At 64.7% G+C, this 21,118-nt stretch carries 20 protein-coding genes; 6 read left to right on the top strand and 14 right to left on the bottom strand.

The window, feature by feature from the left end; all coding sequences use genetic code 11:
* Nucleotides 1-294: 294 nt before the first annotated feature.
* Nucleotides 295-954 (top strand): carbonic anhydrase, encoded by a 660-nt coding sequence (locus AC1EJR_RS00625; protein ID WP_092294045.1) that lies wholly within the window; start codon nt 295-297, stop codon nt 952-954.
* A gap of 416 nt (nt 955-1,370) precedes the next feature.
* On the opposite strand, the gene AC1EJR_RS00620 is transcribed toward AC1EJR_RS00625, so the two are convergent.
* Both AC1EJR_RS00620 and AC1EJR_RS00615 read right to left on the bottom strand, forming a co-directional pair.
* Nucleotides 1,371-1,715 (bottom strand): hypothetical protein, encoded by a 345-nt coding sequence (locus AC1EJR_RS00620; RefSeq protein WP_441591228.1) that lies wholly within the window; start codon nt 1,713-1,715, stop codon nt 1,371-1,373.
* Nucleotides 1,716-1,847: 132 nt separating this feature from the next.
* Nucleotides 1,848-2,414: a TetR/AcrR family transcriptional regulator gene (locus AC1EJR_RS00615; protein WP_477113127.1), complete on the bottom strand. Its 567-nt coding sequence runs from the start codon at nt 2,412-2,414 to the stop codon at nt 1,848-1,850.
* Nucleotides 2,415-2,532: 118 nt separating this feature from the next.
* Here AC1EJR_RS00615 and AC1EJR_RS00610 point away from each other — a divergent pair, with 118 nt between their 5' ends.
* A complete protein-coding gene (locus AC1EJR_RS00610; RefSeq protein WP_477113126.1) occupies nt 2,533-3,177 on the top strand; it encodes a glutathione S-transferase in 645 nt (214 codons plus the stop codon).
* Nucleotides 3,178-3,368: 191 nt separating this feature from the next.
* On the opposite strand, the gene AC1EJR_RS00605 is transcribed toward AC1EJR_RS00610, so the two are convergent.
* A complete protein-coding gene (locus tag AC1EJR_RS00605; protein WP_441591226.1) occupies nt 3,369-4,313 on the bottom strand; it encodes a LysR family transcriptional regulator in 945 nt (314 codons plus the stop codon).
* A 119-nt stretch (nt 4,314-4,432) separates the two neighbouring features.
* Here AC1EJR_RS00605 and AC1EJR_RS00600 point away from each other — a divergent pair, with 119 nt between their 5' ends.
* Together AC1EJR_RS00600 and ggt are read left to right on the top strand one after the other, a co-directional pair.
* A complete protein-coding gene (locus AC1EJR_RS00600) occupies nt 4,433-5,416 on the top strand; it encodes a tripartite tricarboxylate transporter substrate binding protein (RefSeq protein WP_092294053.1) in 984 nt (327 codons plus the stop codon).
* A 2-nt stretch (nt 5,417-5,418) separates the two neighbouring features.
* Nucleotides 5,419-7,044 carry a gamma-glutamyltransferase gene (gene ggt, locus AC1EJR_RS00595; RefSeq protein WP_441591225.1) on the top strand — a complete coding sequence of 542 codons (1,626 nt, stop codon included), beginning with the start codon at nt 5,419-5,421 and terminating at the stop codon, nt 7,042-7,044.
* 15 nt (nt 7,045-7,059) lie between these two features.
* Here the strand turns inward: ggt and AC1EJR_RS00590 are convergent, their stop codons facing one another.
* The 6 genes from AC1EJR_RS00590 to AC1EJR_RS00565 form a co-directional block, all read right to left on the bottom strand.
* Nucleotides 7,060-8,250 (bottom strand): M24 family metallopeptidase, encoded by a 1,191-nt coding sequence (locus AC1EJR_RS00590; protein WP_454758120.1) that lies wholly within the window; start codon nt 8,248-8,250, stop codon nt 7,060-7,062.
* A gap of 8 nt (nt 8,251-8,258) precedes the next feature.
* On the bottom strand, nt 8,259-9,227 hold the full coding sequence (locus AC1EJR_RS00585; RefSeq protein ID WP_477113125.1) for a Bug family tripartite tricarboxylate transporter substrate binding protein: 969 nt from the start codon (nt 9,225-9,227) through the stop codon (nt 8,259-8,261).
* A gap of 146 nt (nt 9,228-9,373) precedes the next feature.
* Nucleotides 9,374-9,985, bottom strand: a complete 612-nt coding sequence (locus AC1EJR_RS00580; RefSeq protein WP_477146793.1) for a TetR/AcrR family transcriptional regulator — start codon at nt 9,983-9,985, stop codon at nt 9,374-9,376.
* A gap of 109 nt (nt 9,986-10,094) precedes the next feature.
* A complete protein-coding gene (locus tag AC1EJR_RS00575) occupies nt 10,095-11,093 on the bottom strand; it encodes a tripartite tricarboxylate transporter substrate-binding protein (RefSeq protein ID WP_441591223.1) in 999 nt (332 codons plus the stop codon).
* Between the two features lie 49 nt (nt 11,094-11,142).
* Nucleotides 11,143-12,318, bottom strand: a complete 1,176-nt coding sequence (locus AC1EJR_RS00570) for an acyl-CoA dehydrogenase family protein (protein WP_477146792.1) — start codon at nt 12,316-12,318, stop codon at nt 11,143-11,145.
* A gap of 9 nt (nt 12,319-12,327) precedes the next feature.
* Nucleotides 12,328-13,881 (bottom strand): AMP-binding protein, encoded by a 1,554-nt coding sequence (locus AC1EJR_RS00565; protein WP_477113124.1) that lies wholly within the window; start codon nt 13,879-13,881, stop codon nt 12,328-12,330.
* Nucleotides 13,882-13,986: 105 nt separating this feature from the next.
* Between AC1EJR_RS00565 and AC1EJR_RS00560 the strand changes: the two genes are divergently transcribed.
* The gene (locus tag AC1EJR_RS00560) at nt 13,987-14,877 is read left to right on the top strand and encodes a LysR family transcriptional regulator (RefSeq protein WP_477113123.1); all 891 of its coding nucleotides are present in this window, start codon (nt 13,987-13,989) and stop codon (nt 14,875-14,877) included.
* Nucleotides 14,878-15,046: 169 nt separating this feature from the next.
* On the top strand, nt 15,047-16,036 hold the full coding sequence (gene tehA / locus AC1EJR_RS00555) for a dicarboxylate transporter/tellurite-resistance protein TehA (RefSeq protein WP_477146791.1): 990 nt from the start codon (nt 15,047-15,049) through the stop codon (nt 16,034-16,036).
* Between the two features lie 68 nt (nt 16,037-16,104).
* On the opposite strand, the gene AC1EJR_RS00550 is transcribed toward tehA, so the two are convergent.
* The 5 genes from AC1EJR_RS00550 to AC1EJR_RS00530 form a co-directional block, all read right to left on the bottom strand.
* On the bottom strand, nt 16,105-17,112 hold the full coding sequence (locus tag AC1EJR_RS00550; protein ID WP_092294072.1) for a zinc-binding alcohol dehydrogenase family protein: 1,008 nt from the start codon (nt 17,110-17,112) through the stop codon (nt 16,105-16,107).
* A 30-nt stretch (nt 17,113-17,142) separates the two neighbouring features.
* Complete coding sequence (locus AC1EJR_RS00545; RefSeq protein WP_441591218.1) at nt 17,143-17,997, bottom strand: alpha/beta fold hydrolase; 855 nt, start codon at nt 17,995-17,997, stop codon at nt 17,143-17,145.
* A gap of 31 nt (nt 17,998-18,028) precedes the next feature.
* Nucleotides 18,029-19,075, bottom strand: coding sequence for an alcohol dehydrogenase catalytic domain-containing protein (locus AC1EJR_RS00540; protein WP_477146790.1), 1,047 nt, complete (start codon nt 19,073-19,075; stop codon nt 18,029-18,031).
* A 10-nt stretch (nt 19,076-19,085) separates the two neighbouring features.
* Nucleotides 19,086-19,805, bottom strand: a complete 720-nt coding sequence (locus AC1EJR_RS00535) for a hypothetical protein (RefSeq protein ID WP_092294078.1) — start codon at nt 19,803-19,805, stop codon at nt 19,086-19,088.
* Nucleotides 19,806-19,902: 97 nt separating this feature from the next.
* On the bottom strand, nt 19,903-20,766 hold the full coding sequence (locus AC1EJR_RS00530) for an alpha/beta fold hydrolase (protein WP_477113121.1): 864 nt from the start codon (nt 20,764-20,766) through the stop codon (nt 19,903-19,905).
* Between the last annotated feature and the right edge of the window lie 352 nt (nt 20,767-21,118).

Genomic DNA, 21,118 nt, shown 5'->3' with positions numbered 1-21,118 from the left:
GATACGCCTGAGTACCGCAGATATGCCTCAAAACAACAGCCCATATGTTTTAAGCCGCGCTTCGAGGTTAACGTTCATGCGTCCCGCACGCCCAATGCGCATTCACGGCTAGATGCGCAAAGGTGCCCCCGCGTGGATCGCCAGGCGGACAGCGAGGCTGGCCGCGACACTTCTTTCGAGTCCCCGGTCCGTCGCCCTTCGGCTAGTCCCCAATCCCAGTTCATAATAACGACCGCGGCGCGACGAATGGAACGGCGTGTGCCTGCATCTCTTATTTCGACGTGGAGAACGCAAATGCGTGACATCATCGACGGCTTCCTGCGTTTTCAGCGAGAGGTCTATCCGCAACGCGTTGAGCTCTTCAAGCAACTCGCGACGACGCAACATCCAAAGGCGCTGTTCGTCACCTGCTCGGACAGCCGCGTCGTGCCTGAACTCCTTACGCAACGTGAACCGGGCGAATTGTTCGTGATTCGCAATGCCGGCAACATCGTGCCTTCGTACGGTCCAGAACCCGGCGGGGTCTCGGCCACCGTCGAGTATGCGGTCGCGGTGCTGGGCGTAAAAGACATCGTGATATGCGGCCACTCCGACTGCGGCGCGATGGGCGCCATTTCGCGGTGCACGTGTCTTGACCATCTCCCGGCGGTTGCGAGCTGGCTGCGCCATGCGGATGCCGCCAAAGCCATCAACGCGGTGCACCATTTCGACACGCCCCGCGCCAAGCTCGACGGGCTCGTGCGCGAAAACGTGATCGCGCAACTTGCGAATCTGCGCACGCATCCCTCTGTGGCACTAGCCCTCGAGCAAGGACGACTGAATCTGCACGGCTGGGTGTACGACATCGAGGCAGGTAGCATCGACGCACTGGACGGCACGACCCGACGCTTCGTGCCGTTGGCCGAGTCGCCGACGACAGTTGCGGTGACTTCCCATCACCACAGAAGCGTATGACTGCGCCCTCCCTTCGCGCCAGTAGGAAGGTGCCAGGAATATCGTAGCGCAGGCGTGTACGGTGGCGGCCGAGTGTTAGCCATTCGACACGAAACTCCAKGATGTCCTCGACATTCGGTTCACACCGGCGAGACGCGTGAGCGTCCGCCGGCGTGTGCCGTCAGTCGGCGTTGACGGTGATGCGGCGCGACTTGGCCAGGAGGGTATTTCCCATACCGTCAACGCCAATCGAAAATTGCGCAGCGATGGAGGGGAGAATTGTAGATATTGCCGGCGGCCCATAGGTCGCGGCACGCTCGTTCTTCGTTMACCATCCAGCGTGTGTGTGCCTCCGCCGCTGCCAAGCTGCCCAAGCCATTCCCACTAGAAACGCMAGTGCCGGGGCGAAGATAGGCACAGCCGCACGAAGGACCACTCTACTTACCGTCATGGCCTGCTCTCTCGGTCGATTCATTGATCACGGTTGGGCGATGCTTCCAAAGCAGGGCCTCCACGCCTTCCAACTGCAACAGGTCCACGCCGGTGACGATCAATCTCGCGCAATCGCCATCTGAGTCCTCGTGGGCCTCCGGGCTCTGAGCGCCTACGATTTCCACAATCAGGCTGCGAAGTGCGGGTAAAACTCCCTGCTCGCCCTCCTCGCCCACCGATTTCTGTGAAAGCTGGACGCTAACGGCGAGGCCGGGATAAGTGTCTCGCAAAGCCTGACAGGCACTGGCTGCTGAAGATTGATTAGAAAAGCTCGCCGTGATCGTGGACATTTCATCCTCCGTGTCCTGCGCATCGAAATTAGCGATTCCTGCAACCACCATGCCAAGTCGCGCGCCTTCATCGTGTTCGCCTCCGACCGTGGATGGTCAAGCCTAACCCGCGCCGGCGGGCGGTTCAGGCGACTAGGGAATGAGGCCGGCCTGGCGGCAGCCCATAACCGCGTTATCGAACAGGCCGATGTCCCGGCGCCCACGCGCCACCAGTTGCGCGCCTTCGAGGGCGGCAAACATCGCCAATGCGCGTTGGCGGCGCTTCTGCACGCCCGCAAGTGGATCGTCCATTTCCACCACTCGCATGAGCCACGCGATATTGACATCGGTAAAACGGCCCACTTCCGAGCGCACGGCCTCAGGCAGGGCTTCCTGTTCCGCTGCCATGATTCCACAGAGGCACATACGGTTGCCGTTCAGCAGCGCGGCCCGAAAGATCGCCACATACGCGTCGAGCAGTGCCGTCGGATCCTCGGAGGTCTTGAGCAACTGTTCCAGCATCTCCGCGCCTGAATCCGTGTACTCGCGCGCCAAGGCTGCGCCGAGATCTCCCTTGGTGGGGTAATGGTGATGGACGGCGGGTCCTTTTATGCCCAGCCGAGCCGCAATGTCGCGGAAGCTGAGCGCGTTATAGCCCTGCGCTTGGACCATTCCTCGGGCTATTTCTAAGATGCGTTGTTTGGTGTTTGTCGAAGCCATGCCGCATTGTACTAAATGACTTAGCGCTAAGTAAGCTTGACGCGGTGCGAATGAGCCTTTAGGATCTGCCTACTTATCAATAGGTAAGCCACCCAAGAACGCGCGCTACAGGCACAAAATGAAAATCTTCGACATCCCAGGCTTTCCTAATCCGCTGCGCATCCGCATCGTTCTCGCTGAAAAATCGCTGGCCGACCGCGTGACTTTCGTGAAGATCGATCTTCCCGCCGCCGAGCACAAGCAGCCAGCCTTCCTGGCCATCAATCCGACAGGCACCGTTCCGGTGCTGCAGTTGGACGATGGCACGTACATTTCAGAATGCACGGCCATCACGGAATACCTCGACAATCTCGATGGCAAGCCGGTGCTGACCGGCCGCACGCCAAAGGAGAAGGGCGTCATCCATATGATGCAGAAGCGCGCTGAGTCTGAACTGATCGATGCAGTAGGCATCTATTTCCATCACGCGACGCCCGGGCTAGGCGCCGGGTTGCAGCCCTACAAGAGTCCGGACTGGACCGGACGGGTGGAATGGGGCAATCGCCAGCGCGAGAAGGCCGAGGCCGGTATGCGCTACTTCAACGCGGTGCTGTCCAAGCAAGCGTATGTGGCGGGTGACGCGTTCTCGATGGCCGATATCACTGTGTGGGCGGGGCTTCTGTTCGCGGGCTTTGCCGAGATTCCGGTGCCGGCCGAATGCGTTCATCTGATGGCATGGCGGGCCAGGATGGATGCGCGACCATCGGTCAGCCATCCGGCCTGACCGCGTCTCCCTCCGGTTAAGTCGCGCCGGCGTTACTTCGGCGCGCCCAGCTGCGGGGGTCCACCCGGCGCCGTTGTGTCGTCGCTCTTAAAGGTGTATTGAAATTGGTCACCGGGACGTGAACCATGAATTCGCCGATGCGCTGACTGCCGCCCCGATTCGGCAGACGGGCTGATCGTCCACACGCTTTCCTACTCCCCCTGCATCGTCCTCTTCGCTTCGCGCCGCAGGATCGAGACGAATTTCACCAGCGTTTCATCCTGGCCGCCACGTCGCCACACCACGCCGACTGGGCCGAACGAGCCCACGTCGGTCAGGGGCAGGCGGCGTACCAGCGAGCGGGCCACGAGGTGCCGGGCCATGGCGCCCGAGCAGACGCCCAGATAATCGCTGGCATGGAGAATGGATTCGAGAACCATGACCGATCCTGTCTCCAATGCCGGCACGATTCCCGCACCGCCCCGCTCCAGCAGCGTGTTTTCCAGCCGCACGCGCATCAGCGTATCGCGCGGCGGCATGGCCCATGGATAGGCGTACAGGTCCGTCCAGTCGATCTGGGTGGCGTTCGAGAGCGGATGGTCGGGTCCGACCACGATCGCAATATCGTCTTCGAACAGCACTTCGTGCTCAAGCGTCGGCCCATAGGCGCGTGCATCGATCGAGCCCACGATCAGGTCGAATTCGCGCTCTTCGAGCTGGCTCAGCAGCCTGTTAAAGACACCCTCCGACACCTGGAAGGCCACGTTGCCTTCGTCTTTCTGGAACGCGAGGATGGCACGCGGCAGCAGATGGGCGATCCCCGCCGTCACACTCCCAATGTGCAGCCGCGACACCTCGCCTCGTTCGAGCGAAACGAGTTCGTCATTCGTCCGGCTGACTTCGCCGAGCACGCGCAGCGCCAGCTTGCGCACGGCTTCGCCCGCTGGCGTCAGCCGCATCTGCTTGCCCCGTAGCACGAGCCGGGCGCCGACCAGTTCCTCCATCTCGCTGAGCCAGTGCGAGACGGCCGACTGGGTCATGTGGAGCCGGTCGGCAGCCAGCGTCAGCGTCCCCGCCTCGATCAGTACCAGGAACGACTCCAGATGGCGCATGCGCAACCGCCGGGCCCACGCTACGGCGTCTTGCGGTGACTGCATGAGCATTTCCTCATAGTAGGTTCGTAAGTTTTCATTGGCGACGACCGGGAAGTCGCGGCAATAATGCGATAGCAGCGGCCGCACTGCAACCACGACACGACTGAAGATAAGGATACGACATGAGGAAAATCTCCACTCGGGGGACGATGCTGGCTGCCGCGCTGGCGCTGGGCGCCACGGGGCCGGCCTGGGCCTGCGGGGAGGCCGGTAACACCAGCCCGATCCGCCTGGTGGTCTCGCAGCAGGCCGGTGGTGGCACCGACACGCTGGCACGCATGTGGGCCGAAACCGCGCGGCGGGAACTGGGCACGACGGTCGTCGTCGAGAACAAGGCTGGCGCTGGCGGCGTGATCGCGGCGAAGTACGTGCTCGGCCAACCTGCCGACGGCTGCACGCTCTTCCTGGCCGGCGTGTCGCAGATGGTGCTCAACAAGTTCGCCTACGCGCCGCTCGCCTACAAGCCTGAAGTCGACTTCGCGCCGGTGGCAGTGCTGACGACCACGCCTTTCGTGCTGGTCGCCAATCCGCAATCCGGTATCCGCACCCTGCAGGACCTTGAGGCGATGGCGAAGGCCAAGCCCGACGCGATCAACTTCGCATCGTCGGGCAAGGGCAATTCCACGCACGTCATCGTGGAGTTGTTCCAGAAGAACCAGAAGCTCCGCATGACCCATGTGCCCTACAAGGGCGAGCCCGATGCCATCGTCGGGACGGTCAGCGGACAGACCCAGGTCATGGCGCCCACCGTCGCCACCGCCACGCCGCAGATTCAGGCCGGCAAGCTGGTTCCCTTGGTGCTGTTCTCGCCGAAACGCGTCCCCGAACTGCCTAACGTGCCCACCGCATCCGAGCTGGGCCTGACGGGGTTCGACGACCTCGGCTGGATGGGGATTGCTGCCAAGGCTGGCACACCGCCTGAAACGATCCGCCGCCTGCACGCCGCCTCGCAAAAATTCCTGACCGACAGCGCCGTGCTTCAGAAGATGAAGACGATGCAGGTGATCCCGATGCCGGGACCGTCGAACCTGCTGATGCAACTGACCGAACGCGACACCGCCCGGCTGCAGAGCGCGATGTCCGACGTCGATTTCAAGGCGAACTGACCATGAGCACGCGTGGAATGGTGGTGTGCCCGCAGCCGGAAGCTGCGGAATCGGGCGCGGAGATCCTGAAAGCCGGCGGTAACGCCATCGACGCCGCAGTGGCGTGCGCGCTCGCCCAGACCGTGGTCGATCCGCTGATGTGCGGTATCGCCGGATTCGGCACCGCAGCGGTCTACCTGCCCGGCAGCAACGTGCATGAGTATTTCGACTTCCACGCGACCGCGCCGGGCAATGCCCGACCGGACATGTGGGCCGACCTGCTCGAAGGCGAAGCCCGCGACGGCTTCGGCTTCTTCATCAAGGACCGCCTCAACGACATCGGCTATCAGTCCGTCGCCACCCCGGGCACGCTGCGCGGACTCGAGGCGATGCACGCCGCGCACGGCCGCCTGCCGTGGGCCGAAGTGGTCGCCCCGGCCGTCGACTGGGCGCGGCACGGCTACTTCGTCCGCCCCGGCATGTATGCCTTCTGGAACGACGACGCCACCTTGGGCCGCGCCAGCAACCGGGAGCGGCTGGCCTTCAGTGCATCGGGCCGTACGCTCTACTGCAAGGCGGATGGCAGTCCCAAATCCGTTGGCACGCCCATCGTCAATCCCGACATGGCCAACGTGCTGGAGCGGATCGGTCGCGTCGGTGCCGACGATTTCTATCGTGGTGAAATTGCTGCTGCGATCGTCGAAGACATGCAGCGCCATGACGGCCTGATTTCGAAAGCGGATCTCGATGACTATCAGGTGGTCCGACAAAAGCCGCTGTTCGGTCGATACCGCGACCGCGTCGTGGCGACGAACCAGCCCCCCGGCGGTGGCGCCATGTTGCTGGAGATGCTGCACGCGCTCGAACAGTTCGACCTGGCGGCCATTCCGCACAACTCGCCCGAGTACATCACGATTCTGTGCGAGATCATGAAGCAGGCCACCGTCGACAAGGACCGCCATATCGGCGACCCCGCCTATGTCGACGTCCCGCTCGACTATCTTCTGTCGGCCGAGCGGGCGGCGGCAACGGCCGACGCGGTGCGTAGCGGGCAGCGTGTCGAAGTGACGCGCGTCAATCCGGGCCATGCGGTGCCGCGCGACACCACGCATCTCTCGGTGGTCGATGGCGACGGCAACTGCGTGTCGCTGACGCATTCGCTCGCCATGCCGGCCGGGGCGATCACACCCGGACTGGGGTTCATGTACAACGGCTGCATGGGCGTGTTCGATCCCCGGCCCGGTCGGGCTGGGAGCATCGCGCCGGGCAAGCGCCGCTTCACGTCGTCTTGCCCGACCATCGTGTTCCGGGATGGCAAGCCGGAGATCGTGCTCGGCGCGCCCGGGGGCACCCAGATCGCCATGGGCGTGCTGCAAGCCATCCTGAACGTGGTGGATCGCGGCATGACGATGCAGGAGGCCGTGTCGGCGCCCCGGTTCTCGTCGACCAGCAACGCCATCGACATCTGCAATCGGGTACCGCGGGCAGTGGCTCGGCAACTGGAGCAACGCGGCTACGAAGTCATCCGAAATCCCTACAACTACACCATCGGCTGGGTGCACGCTGTGCGACTCAGCGACGGCCGCCTGGAAGGCGGCGCCGACCCCGGACGCGATGGCGTCGCCTACTCGGTGGAATCGTTGATGTAGGGCAGATGCGCCGCGCTACCCAACCGTGGCGTACGCCAACGTCTTCGGCGTCTGGACGATCACCTCAGGCGCATCGCCAACAATGACGGTGTCGTCCAGACGAAAGCCGCCGAGACCGTAGACGTACAGGCCCGGCTCGGCCGAATAGACCTCCCCGGCCAGCAGTGCCCGCGTGTTGAATGCCATGTCTTCGGGGTACTCATGCAGCATGAGGCCCACCGCGTGGCCGGTCCTGTGGAAGACGAATTCCCCGCATCCCGCGGCTTCGATCACGGCCTGCGCGGCGGCATCCATATCGCAGACGCGCCGGCCGACCACGGCGGCGGCCACCGCAGCGTCCGTCGCCTGCGCGGCTACACGATAGAACTTCGCCTGCTCGTCGCTCGGCTGGCCGCAGAACCACGTACGTTCATTCTCGACGTAGAGCCCGTTCAGCCTCGGGAGTACGAGGTTGACGATGGTGTCGCCCTTCGCAATGCGCGCGCCGCAAGAGGCGCCATCGCCGTGCGGGGAAGCGGATGCAGCGCCGGTGAGGGTCCAGCACTTCAGAATCTCGAAGTCCTCGCCGGGGAACCGCCTCGCCGCTTCTTCCACCATGAGCGCCGCCATGGCGTGGTCGAGTTCCTGAACCAGACGGCCGGGGCGAATGTTCTCCCGGTACCGATCCTGGACCCAGTCGGTCAGGCCGGCCAACGCCCGCATGTTCTGGAGTTCCTCTTCATGCTTGACCCACCGGAGACTGCGCATCTCGGCAAGCGCCGGTCGCAACGTTATCTCGGGAAGGTGGCGCTGCGCCCCGGCCAGAATGGGATGCGGCACGTCCACAGCGATGCGCGACATCGCCAACCCCTTCTGGCTCAACAAGCCTGCTACCACCTCCGGCAGTTGCGACGGCAAGGCAAGACGGTTGGCCACACGCGGGTGCTCGGCATAGTAGGTCACGTCCGACAGCCAGACCGTGCCCTTCTCCGTGGCGAAGCGCATGTGGTTGGTGGAGAGCTCGTTCATCACCGCGAACGTATCTCCGTTACGCGGCACGACAACGAACACCGGTCGCTCCCAAGGCCACACATCGAGCTGGAAGTTCGTTGCGTACTGGAAGAAGTCGGGCGTGCCGAACACCAGGGCATCCACGCGCAAGCGGTCCATCAGGCGTCGCATGGCCGACAGCCGGTATTCGTGTACAGCGTTGGTCAGATGAGGCATGTCGTGGCCTAGAGAGCGATGTTGAGACGGCGAATGGTGGGGCCCCACGCGTCGGCATCGCGCTTCATATAGCGCTCGACTTCCGAAGGCGGGCCCTTGATGGCATCCAGAAACTGGAATCCCAGCTTTTCCTTGAACTGCGGATCGTCAAGAACATGGTTGATATCCGCGTTGATCTGCTGGACCACCCCCGGCGGCGTGCCGGCCCGCGCCACGATCGCGTACCAGCCGGGCACCTCGACGTCGTAGCCCAGCTCCTTGAACGTAGGCACCGTCGGCAGCGCAGTCAGGCGCCGCTCACCGGTGACCGCCAAGGGCAGCAGTTTCTTGCCCACGATGAACGGCTGCACACCCGCCACGACGTTCATCATCACGGGCGTTTGTCCATTCATCAGGCTGGTCGATCCCCCCGTCCCGTTGAAGGGCACGTGCTGCATCTTGATGCCGGTGCGCTCCGCCACCAGTTCCATGGCGAGGTGCGTGGAGTTGCCGATGCCCCCGGACGCAAAGCTGATCTCGCCGGGCCGTGCCTTGGCCATGCGCACGAAATCCTGGAACGTTTGCACGTGCAGGGATGGAGCCGCGACGAAGACGAACGGCGAGTTGGCGAGCATGGCCACGCCAGTCAGGTCCTTGGTCGGCGAGTACGGCAGCTTCGGATAGAGGAAGGGATTGAAGGCCAGGTTAGACACGCCGGCAAAGAACAGCGTGTGGCCATCGGCCGGCTGCCCCAGTACGTACGAGATGGCCAGCGTGCCGTTGGCGCCTGGCTTGTTCTCCACGACAACCGGCTGCTTCCACGCCTGCCCGAGCTTCTCGGCCAGTGCGCGTGCCAACACATCGTTGCCCGTTCCACCCGCCTGCGGCACTACCAACCGGATGGACTTGGTCGGAAAACCTTGCGCGCCGGCGGTGGCCGACAGCGCCAGTGACGCAACCGCCGCAGCAGTCCATCCCCATAACTTTTGCACGTTCATCTCGCACCCTGAAATCATCTGTTTCGTCGCTACCGCTAGCGACGATGACCGAAATGTACCATGTGGTACACGATGGGACGAAATTGGGGTTTACGCGAGCGCGCAACGACGGTGTCGGGTGAGAGTGCTTCGGGGGTCGGTCGGGGCTACGCGCCCTTCTTCGACTTTCCAGGCGAGGTCATCTTGCTGGCGAAGTACTTGAGCGCGGCCGTGGTGCCCTTGCGGTCGCCCGTCGTGATCAGGTCCAGCAGCAGGCCGCGAATCGTCGCCACTTCGACGCGTGCGAACAGCCGCGCCTCTTCCGCGCTGATGTGCATGGCTTGCTGCAATCGCTCGGCAATTACTGCGGTMCAGCTACCAATGACATCGTCAAGAAAGCCGCTGAAGCGTTCACGATCCCGGATGGCTCTTCCGTAGATTTCGAACAGCAACTGCATGATGGGCAGATAGCTCGACGCGGAGTAGCGCTCCCATGCCGCCACCAGGGTCGCTTCCGCATCCAGTCCATCCACGTGCAATTGCTCACGTGCCTGCTGCTCGGCATGCCGCACGCGGAACAGCAGTGCCTGCCAGAAGCCGTCAGCGGAGCCAAAGTAGTAGATGAGCATCCGGTGGCTGGTTCCCAGTGCATCCGCCACACTGCGCAACGACAGATCCCCAAGACCGTTCTCGAGAACATGCACGGTTGCCGCATCGAGCAATTGAATGGCCTGCTCGCTAGCGGAGCGGTCGGGCGGCGAGGCTTTGGTTTTTGGCATCCTTGGCTTCGGAGTCAGGAATAGGGCGCGGGGTGCAAAATGTACCATGCAGTACAAGACGGCAGCGCTCCCTTCATTCGTCGGCCTGGCCGCAGCGCCACGCTGATCGCTATCCAGCCTCGCCTTTCATCCCGATCTTCGTCACCAGCGCCCCGTAGCGTGAGGTTTCCGCTGCAACCAGCTCCGCGAACTGTGCAGTCGAGGCGCTCTTGCGAATCTCCCCGCCATTGGCCTTCATCGTGGCGTCCAGCTTGCCGCTGGCTTGCAAGGCGGCTACCGCCTCGAACAGCCGCCTGGCGATCGGGGCAGGGAGGCCCGCTGGCGCGAACAGTCCACTCCAGTTGTCGAGCACGAAGCCGGGCGGTAGCGATTCCGCCAGCGTCGGCACTTCCGGAAAATGTATGGAACGCGCCGCCGCGGACACGGCCAGCGCGCGCACCTGTCCCTGCCGGATCATCGGCGCGGCCGTGCTGAGCACAGGCATGCCGAACTGCGTCTGCCCGCTGATCATCGCGGTGAGGATTTCGTTGGCGCCCTTGTACGGGATGTGCACCGCTTCCGTGTGCGTGTCATGCAGCAGCGTTTCCACCGCCAGATGCGACACACTGCCTTTGCCGCCCGAACCATAGTTCAGCGCGCCGGGTCTCTTGCGCATCGCGTCGATCAGTTCGCGGGCCGACTTGTAGGGCGACGAAGCCGGCACGGCAAGCACCACGGGCCCGCCCGACAGCGCCGAGATCGCCGTGAAATCGCGCGACGGATCGTAGGGCGGTTCGCGATACAGGTGCACATTGATCACGTGCTGGTTGGCCAGCACGCCCAGCGTGTAGCCATCGGGAGCCGCCCGCTTCAAGGCGCGCGCGCCGATGATGCCGCCGGCCCCGCCGACGTTCTCCACCACCAGCGGTTGCCCCAGCACCGGCCCGAGTTCGGCCGAGATGGTTCGGGCGATGGAATCCGGCGCGGTGCCCGCGACAAACGGCACGACGAGCCGGATGGGCCGGCTGGGATACGGTGCGGCGGCCAGCGCCACGCGGCCAAACGTGCCGCCCAGCGCCGCGGCGCCGGCGGCGGCGCCTGCGCTGGCAAGCCATTGACGACGATTCATGGTTGTCTCCTGATAGGCGCGCGGTCTGGGCCGCGTCACCGGTCTGCGTTCAGGCAGCAGCGGGATCGAGGATCGCCTTGGCAATCGTGTTGCGCTGGATCTCGCTGGTGCCGGTGAAGATGCGGAACATGCGCAGCTTGCGCCAGGTCTGCTCCACGGGATGTCCGCGTGTCACGCCCACGTTACCGTGGATCTGCACGGCCTTGTCGGCCACTTCGAAACAGCGCTCGGACACGAACAGCTTGCAGGCGGCGGCCTTCATGCGCAGGTCGGCGCCGGCATCGGCCAGCATCGCCGTCTGCGCAATCATGCTCTCGCAGGCCCACAGCGCTGCCGCCATATCGGCCAGCATATGCTGGATGGCCTGGAAGCGCGCGATCGGACCGCCAAACTGCCGCCGTTGTCCCGCGTACTCGACCGATGCCTGGTACGCGCGCGTCGCCAGCCCGAGCATCGAGGGGCAATGCAGCAGTCGGTTCACGTTGATGCGCGACATGCCGAGCTTGAAGCCCCGCCCTTCCCCGCCGAAGATGTTGGCGCGCGGCACACGCACGTTCTCGAAACGGATATCCGCATCGATATGCTGGCCGGACATCGGCACGTAGGCCTGTTCGACGGTGACGCCGGGCAGGTCAAGGTCGACCAGCACTGCGGTGATCGCGGGCGGCGTGGTGCTTGCATCGGTCACGCACATCACGATGGCGAAGTCCGCAAACGGTGCCCCGCTGATGTAGTGCTTCTGGCCATTGACGACCAGATCGTCGCCATCTGCGACGKCGGTGGTCCGAATGCTCTGCGCGTCAGATCCGGAATGGGGTTCCGTCAGCGCGAAGCAAGTGGACTTCTCGCCCCGGATCACCGGGCGGAAGTAGCGCGCCACCTGGTCTGGCGTGGCGTACTTGAGCATATTGCCCACGCGGGGCGGGCCACCCAGATCGCCCAGCACGTGCGGTGCCAGTACCGCGCCGCTGGCGGCAAGGTCGGCCTTGAGCGCGCACTGCTCCTGGATGTTGAGTCCCTTTCCGCCAAGTTCTACCGGCAGGCACGCGGCGTAGAGGCCCAGTTCGCTCGAACGGCGCCATACCTTGCGCAGCACCTCGCGCGGCCATGGGTCTTCAGTGCCCAGACCGAGCTCCTGTTCGAGCGGGCGCAGTTCATCGTCGATGAAGCGCGCCACGGCGGCCCGCGTATCGATCAGCACCGGATTGGTCAGATGGTCGAACATAAGCACTCCTCAGTTCACGCGGCGGCCGGCGCCGGCCCAGTACTGCTCGCGCACGAGCTTGCGGGCCAGCTTGCCGCTGGCGTTCTTGGGTAGTTCCGCCACGAAGTCCACCGAGCGCGGCGACTTGTAGTCCGCAATGCGCGCGCGGCAATGGCCGATCAGTTCGTTCGCGCTGGCCTGCCGGCCCGGCCACAACGCCACGACAGCCTTGACGCTTTCGCCCCAGGTATCGTCCGGCACGCTGATCACGCACGCCTCCATCACGTCGGGGTGCTGGTACAGCGTGGCCTCCACTTCGTTCGGATAGACGTTGAAGCCGCCCGAGATGATCATGTCCTTCTTGCGGTCGACGAGATAGATATAACCCTCCGCATCCACGCGGGCGAGATCGCCGGTATGGAGCCAGCCATCGACCAGCACCTCGCTGGTCAACGCCGGCTCGCCCCAATAGCCCTGGAACACGTCTGCGCCGCGAATCACCAGTTCGCCGATCTCTTCGCCGCTGACCTCCTCGCCGCGCTCGTTGACCACGCGGACTTCGGTCTCGCCCAGCGCGCGGCCGCAGGACGCCAGCCGCTCGGGGTATTCGTCGATGGCCAGTGCATGGTCGACCGTGGAAAGCCGCGTGACGCCGGACGTCGATTCGCTCGCGCCATAGCCCTGCGACAGCACCGGGCCGATGCGCTGCCACGCCTCGCGGATGCGCGCCGGCGCCATCGGTGCGGCGCCATAGGCCAGCGTCTTGAGGCTGCTCAGGTCGGCAGTGGCAAGCGTCGGCTCGGCCAGCAACATGTTGATCATCGCCGGCACCATGAAGACATGGGTCAACTGCAGGCGCGCGACCTCGGCCAGGAAATGCGCGGGCTCGAACTTCTCGAACAACACCAGCGTGGCGCCGAGGAACAGGTACGGCTGCATCAGCATGCCGGAGGCATGCGTGACTGGGCCGATCAGCGCGAGGCGGTCGCCGGGGCGCGCGGGCCGGTCCATGGTCAGGATCATCTTGCGCAGCGCCGCCAGCCGGTTGCCATAGCTCTGCATGGCCGCCTTGATCTTGCCCGTGGAGCCCGAGGAGAAATGCAGCACCGCCAGATCGTCGGGGTGCGGCGTGTAGTCGATCGCTGCCATGCCGCCACCGGCCACGAGCGACTCATAGTCACCATGGCCCGGTGCCACGGTCTCGATGGCGAAGAAGTGCTCCACGCTGCCAAAGCCTTGGGTATCCCGCGAGTAGCCGGTATATCCGGGCCCCACGATCATCACGCGCGGCGTGCAGTTCTCCACCACGTCGGAAGCCTCGGCGGCGGTGAAGCGCGGGTTCAGCGCCGCCTTGACGAGCCCGGCCTTGTACAGCGCGCATTCAATCTCGACGATCTCGGGGCAGTTGCGTGACTGAATCGCCACGCGGTCGCCCTTGCGCAGGCCCAGCGCCAGCAGCGCGTTGGCCAGCCGGGTCGAACGGTCTTCAAGCTGGCGATAGGTCAGCACGCGGTCTCGGTACAGCACAGCGGGGTTATCGCCCCAGTAACGCGCCGCGCGCCTGAGGAAATAGGCGAAGGACATGGGTGTCTCCTTGATGGCTTGGTTTTTGTGCCCCCAGTCTGTAAGCTGCGGCCCATCACCACAATGAGGTAAGTGGCATGAAGCCATAACCATCAGGAATGCCATATGGAGACGCGGGATCTGGACTACGTGCTGGCAGTGGGCACGCACGGCGGAATCGGGCGGGCGGCAGACGCGCTGGGCATGACCCAGCCCGCGCTGACCAAGGCCATCCAGCGCGTGGAAGCGCAACTCGGCGTGTCGCTGTTCGAGCGCACGGCGCTCGGCATGCGGGTGACGCCGGCTGGAGCGGTGTTCCTGGAACGGGCGCGCCGCATCCGGCTGGAATACGAAGACGCGCTCAAGGAGATGCGCGGCATCCAGACGGGGGAACTGGGCTTGCTGCGGCTGGGCTATTCGCCGTCGATGCCAACCGGGCTGGTGCTCGGCGCGTGCCGCCAGTTGATCCGGGAGCGGCCGGTAGCCAGGCTGCGGCTGACAATGCGCGTAGCGCGCGAACTGATGGATCTGGTGGAGACCGGCGAACTGGACCTGGCCTTGGCTCCCCTGCCGCGCCAGCCCAACCCGGCGCTAGAGATGCGGGAACTGTTCACCGACCGCCTCGCCGTGGTCGCCGATGAGGCCCATCCGCTGCAGCAGCGGCGCAACCTCACGCTGGCCGATCTGGTCGGCCAGCAATGGATGCTGCCCAGCGCCCACGTATTGATTCGCCAACAACTCGAGGCCGCGTTTGCCGAGCTTGGCCTGCCACCGCCCATCCTGCGCGTGGAGACGGATTTCGGCAGCGCCACGCTGTTCGACCTCGTGCGCGGCACCCACATCCTGTGCATGGCCGCTGCCAACGGCAACAGCCGGATTGCCGGACTGCACCCGATCGCGCTGCGCGCCGATGCACTCGACCTGGGCCGCCGCGTCGGCGTGCTGTCGCGGGCGGGCGCCTACCTGTCCCCGCTCGCGAACCGGATGGTGGATCTGCTMGCCGCGAAGTCGGTGTGAGCGAATTCGCTGGCCAGTGGCAGCCGCTTCCGCCCCTATGCTTTGGCATAGGTGTCGATGGCTCTTCGAACAATGATGCGGATACAGACTGAGAATTGGCGTCCGACCTCCATCTGTCTAACATTCCGGCTATCAGTCGCACGTTTTGTTCGACATCCGGAGGAACCTCATGACCCCCAGCAATATATCCGCCCCCGTCGCCKCCACGCGTGCCGGGTTCGCCGTTCCGGCCTCTGCCATGGGCATTGTGCTCGGCATGGCCGGCCTATCGAACTGTCGGCGGGTCGCTCATACGCTATGGGGTGTCAGCGCGGAGATTTCTGACGCGCTCTTTGCGGTCACCACGCTCATCTGGGCCGTGCTCGTGCTCTTGTACGCCGCCAAGTGGGTGGGGCATCGTAGCGAAGCATTGGCGGAGGCACGACATCCCGTCGCCTGTTGCTTTATCGGCTTGATCCCGGTGGCCACGCTGCTGATTGCGGTCTGGCTACACGGTTACGTTCCAACGTTGGGGCGCGCCCTGATCGTGGTGGGCGTGGTTGCCCAACTGGCCTTCTCGACGTTCCGCAGCGGCGGCATGATGCGAGGGGGTCGCAAGCTCGGCGATACCACCGCGGTGATGTATCTACCCACCGTGGCGGGCAACTTTGTCTCCGCGATGGCCATGAGTTCGCTTGGCTGGATGGATCTCGCCAAGCTTTTCTTCGGCGCCGGCCTGTTCTCGTGGCTCGCGATCGAGTCGATCCTCACCTACCGACTGCATCTTGGCGACGAACTGGCCACTGCGGTGCGACCGACACTGGGTATCCAGTTGGCGCCACCGGTAGTTGGCGCGGTGGCATACCTTGCCGTCACAGGTGGCAGCCTGGACTGGCCCTTCTACGCAATGTTCGGTTATGGCGTCCTGCAGCTACTGTTCCTGGCGCGGCTCGCAACCTGGTTTTCGGCGGCGGGCGCGACACCGGGCTTCTGGGCGTTCAGCTTCGGGGTCACCGCGCTGGGGCTGTCCTGCATGCGCGCCGCGACCATCGCACCTGCTTCTCTATTCKCGAACCTCGCATTGCCCCTGTTCGTCTTCGTCAATCTCTTTGTCGGCGCGCTGTTCCTGATGACACTGCGCCTGTTGCTGCAAGGTCGTCTGTTCCGTCGCACCACTTAACCGGCAGTCACGAAAGCGCGCCCAGGACCGCAAACGCGGTTCTGGGCGTTGCGCCTGCCTTGCCTCGGCTAGCTACGCTCGAGGACTATCTTCCCGACGGTCTTGTTGCTCTCCAGCGCTGCATGGGCACGACGGAGGTTTTCGGCCGTGATATCGCCGTAGTGCTCGCCAACCGTGGTCTTCAGCACACCCTCATCGAGCAATGCCGCCACGCGCCCGAGCAGCTTGTGCTGCGCGATCATGTCGGCGGCCCGGTACATCGACCGCGTGAACATGAATTCCCAATGCAGCGAGATCGACTTGCGCTTGAGCGGCATCGCGTCCAGCGTTGCGGGATCGTCGATCAGCGCCAGTTGTCCCTGGGGCTTGAGCAGGTCGACGATCTGGGCGTAGTAGCTGTCCGTGTGCGTCAGGCTGATGACATGCTCGACCTGAGGCAGCCCCAACGCCGCCAGTTGCGGCTGCAGCGGCTGGCTGTGGTCGATCACATGGTGCGCGCCTCGCTCGCTCACCCACTTCCGGGTCGCGGGCCGGGAAGCCGTGCCAATGACCGTCACGCCGGTGAGCCTGCGCGCCAACTGGATCAGGATCGAGCCGACACCACCGCTCGCGCCGATCACCAGCAGGCTCTGTCCCTGGCCGCCACCCTCGGGGATGCGCAGCCGATCGAACAGCAGCTCCCACGCCGTAATGCTGGTCAGCGGCAGCGCCGCGGCCTCGGCGGGCGCGAGCGAAGTGGGCCGATGCCCCGCAATCCGTTCGTCGACAAGGCCATACTCGGCGTAGCTGCCCTGGCGCGTGATATCGCCGGCGTACCAGACCTTGTCGCCCACCTTGAAGAACTCCACCGCAGCGCCAACGGCCTCCACCGTGCCGACGGCGTCCCATCCCAACACGCGCGGCGCGCCCGGCTGCACACCGAGGCGTAGCTTGCTGTCCACCGGATTCACTGCAATCGCCTCGATCCGGACCCGCAGATCACGGGAATCCGGTTCCGGCCGCGGGAGGTCCACCTCGTACAAGGCACGCGGATCCTCGATGGGCAGCCCGGCCTTGTCGTAAACAATCGCTTTCATTCTGCTTGACTCCTCGATAGGTAGAACAGGCTACGCGCCGCGCAGGAACTCGCGCACGTGCGCGACGTAGGTGGGGGCATACTGGAAGAGGGCCCCGTGACCGGCGTTCGGATAGACGATCAATGTCGCATCTGGCAGACCCTCCGCCAGCACAAAGCTGTTACGCGTAGGGATCATGGTGTCGTTGTCCCCATTGGTCACGAGCACGGGATGCGAAATCTTGCCGAGCTTGCCGGTGACGTCACCCTCCCAGTTCGCCCAGGCGATCATCGCGCCAAGTTGCGCCGGCGCAACCTCGGTGCTGGCCGGCAGGTCCGGCTCGCCGGTTCGCGATGCAAGGCGCTCCAGGAAAGCTTGCGCAGCGGCGGTGCCGGCGGGCGTCGCCGGGAAGAAGAGCCGCTTGAGTTTTTCCGGCATCGGCATCTCGCCATCCGTGTAGATCGCAACCAGTTCGGGACGATCCATGCCGGCACCCTCGCCGCCCTGCGGCGCACTGCCCGACAGGATCACACGCGCCACCAGTTCCGGTCTGGCGATCGCGATATCCTGCGCGAGAAAGCCGCCGAGCGAGTAGCCCAGGATGTGGCACTTGCGGAGTGCGATGGCGTCGGCGAACCGCAGGACATGCCGGGCCATGGCCTCGATGGTGGCCGGCACGGCACCGCCGGAGCGTCCCACCCCCGCGTTCTCGAAGAGGATGATCTCCCGGTCCGCGGACAGCGCATCGATGATCGCCGGGTCCCAGTTGTCGAGCGTGCCAGTGAAATGCTGGAGGCAAAGCAGGGGGAAGCCGCCGTTTGCGTTGCCGAAGCGCCGATAGGCGTAGCGGACGCCCTCGGCTTCGGCATACTGCGTCGGGGCATTGGATGAGGTTACGGGTGTCATGCTCGTGTCCAGTGTTGTTCAGCCATCGTTGTCATGCCGCCGCGGAGCCGTCGTACGCGGGCATGACCAGCACCGCCCGGAACMGGACATCGGCACGCATCATGCGGTCGTAGGCTGCCTGCGCCTGCTCCAACGGGAAGGTCTCGATCATGGGCCGGATGCCCTGCAAGTTGGCAAAGGCCAGGGTCTGCTCGTTGTCGAAGACCGTTCCCGTGAGAGCGCCTACCACCGCACGCGCGCCGAACACGAGGTCCATTGCCGTCAGCGAGATGGGGTCGCCCGGGACTGCCACGACGACCAGCCGTCCGCGCGCCGCCAGGCCGGGAACGAGCGCCGACATGCCGGCGCCCGTAGGTGCCGTTCCCAACACCACCTTGGCCCCGCCGAGACTGCGCAGCACGGCCACAGCGTCTTCGCTTTCCGAGTCGATATAGCGATGGGCGCCCAGCTCGGCCGCCAGTTCCGCCTTGTCGGCGCCACGCGCAATCGCCACGGTATGGAAGCCCATCTTGCGCGCGAACTGCACCGCGAGATGGCCGAGGCCGCCCAGTCCATGGACCGCCACCACGTCGCCGGCCCGCGCATTGGCGTTACGCAAGGCGTTGAAGGTGGTCAGGCCGGCGMACAGCAGCGGAGCCGCCTCGGCAGCGTCGAGTTCTTCCGGCACACGTACCAGCCCGCGCGCTTCGGCGAGCATCCGTTCGGCGTAGCCGCCATCCGTCGTCATGCCCGTAATGACCGGGCTCTCGCAGTTGACGATATCGCCCTGCCGGCATGACGGGCAGCTACGGTCTTCGCCGGCCAGGAAGCCTACGCCCACGCGCTGGCCGATGCGCCAACCATCGACACCATGGCCCAGTGCCTCGATCCGGCCCACGACCTCGTGGCCGGGCACCATGGGCCGCTCCGGGTCGGCGGGAGCGCGCCCCACCGTGGCGCTGTCCGAGTGGCAGACGCCGCACGCTTCCACGCGGATACGGACCTGTCCGTGTCCAGGCTCGGTCACCGGGCGATCGATCAGCGCCAGCTTGCCAGGCGCCACCACTACGGCGGCGCGATAGGTTTGCGTTGCAGTCATGGTTGCGCCCTCACTCGAAGCGGAAGTCCGACAGATCCACGCCCACGATCAGCGGCTCCGCCATCGCCAGGTTCTCGGGCGTGCGCGGGTAGATGCGCATGCGCGTCGGCATGCGAATGCCCTGCACCTCGACATAGTCGGAAAGGTAGCGGGCGGCGGCGTTACGGCCCTGGATGTCCACCTCGTAGTCATGACGGCGCAGCAGGCCGTCCGCGTCGAAGTAGTAGGTCTGCTCCGCGCTATGCGTGGCCACGGCATCGGGGAAGGTCACACGCAGACGCCGCCAGGAGAGGCCGTCCACCACCCACGGCTCGATCTCGGTGGCACGCACGCCGGGGTGGCGCAGCACGAATGGCGACGTCAGATACGTCCACATCGTGTAGCCAGCGAAGTACGCCAGTTGGGCATTCGACCAGGGGGTCTCAAGCTCGAAGCCGGCGAATGAGGCACGGGGGTTCGAGAGGGTCTCGACCGGCGTACCGTCCGGTTGCAGGATCTCCACGCGCGCCGGCGTGAAGACCGAGTGGTTCGTGGTCGGTGCGAAGGGTTCGTGCGACACCCGTTGTGCGTGAAGGTCGACGGTCACGCGTGAATCCGTCAAGACCCCTTCACGTTGCTTCAGCGTCCACAGGACACCCGTGTGGTGCAGGCGCGCCGACACGCGCTGGAAACCCTGGAAGCGTTCGAGGCCACCCGCGGCCTCGATGGCGAAACTGATCAAATCCGACATGCTTTACCTTTCTGAAGACGAAACGATCCACTTCGACGCTGACGCGCGAAGGTGGGGAAATGGTGCGACCGGCGCGCCGTGTGCCGGTCGGTATCCGCTAAGCGTGGGTATCGATGAAAGCGGCCACGTGCCGAGCAGCCGCAACAGGAAACTGGAGGTGGGGACCGTGCCCGGCGCGCGGGAACGTCACCAGGTGGAGGGTCGGCAACTGGTTGTTCAGCGCATACCAGTTCTCGACCGGGAACACGATGTCGTGATCGCCGCCCACATGCAGCACCGGAATGTGCGTGGACTTGAGCGCGTGAATCACGGCTTCGACCGGGAAGGCGGGGTTCCGCGGCCCATCGCCAAGTTGGGCGCCGGCCCATTGCCATGGCACCTCGGGGCTGACGTCGGCTTTGCGCGCGGCGAGCCGCTCTGCGGATTGCCTGGCCGCCTCCCGGCTCTCCGGAGAGGCCGGCTCGAAGAACAGGCTGACGAAATCGTCGAAGTCGTTCTCGCGCTTGGCCAGCGTATAGAACAGCGCCTCGCCCGGTTTGGCCAGCTCGCCCGGCGGTGTCGTGGCGAGCAGCACGGCGTGGCTGACGAGCTGAGGCGCCAGTGTCATCACGAGTTGGGCAGCAATACCGCCGACCGACCAACCGCCGATGATGACCTTGCCGAGGTCTAGCGCGGCGATCAGGTCGATCGCATCACGGGCCAGCGACGCAGGCTGATAAGTCGGCTCACCGGTGGATTGCCCCATGCCACTGTAGTCGAACACGGTCACCTGGAAGCCCTGGCTGGCCAGGGAATCGAGGAAGAGAGGATCCCAGGCGTCCATGGTGCCCCGGAACCGCACGCAGAGCACGACCGGCTTTCCACGCCCGAAGGTGCGATAGGCGAGGCGCCGTCCCGGCACGTCGGCGAACCGGGTTTTCGCGGTGAGGCTTGCCGAGACTTCGGCCGTTGAAGCATTCATTGAGTCCAACCTTGCATGACCATCGATGCACTGTGAGGCACGGATGCCAGGCCTTCATGATTCCCGCTCCGCAGAAAATCTCAAACGACATTTATCGTGAGGTTTTCGGACATGCGGACCCTGAATGCCGTGCCGCGCCCTCCCAATCGCGGCGCTTTCGATGCGCGCCGCGCCAGCATCAAAACTAGCCGCAAAGCCAGACCGGATAAAGCGTGGACGCCTGAACAGTACATCCGTGCGGGCCGAACAATGGGTCTCCAATGCCGCGCTGACGCCAGTTTCCCGCACGTTTCCGGGGCATGACACGTTCACTTCGCACAGGGGGGATATGCGACAATCGCCGCGACCTTGA

Source organism: Cupriavidus sp. 05T42 (genome assembly GCF_056396345.1).
This window is presented reverse-complemented; position numbering and strand designations above follow the sequence as displayed.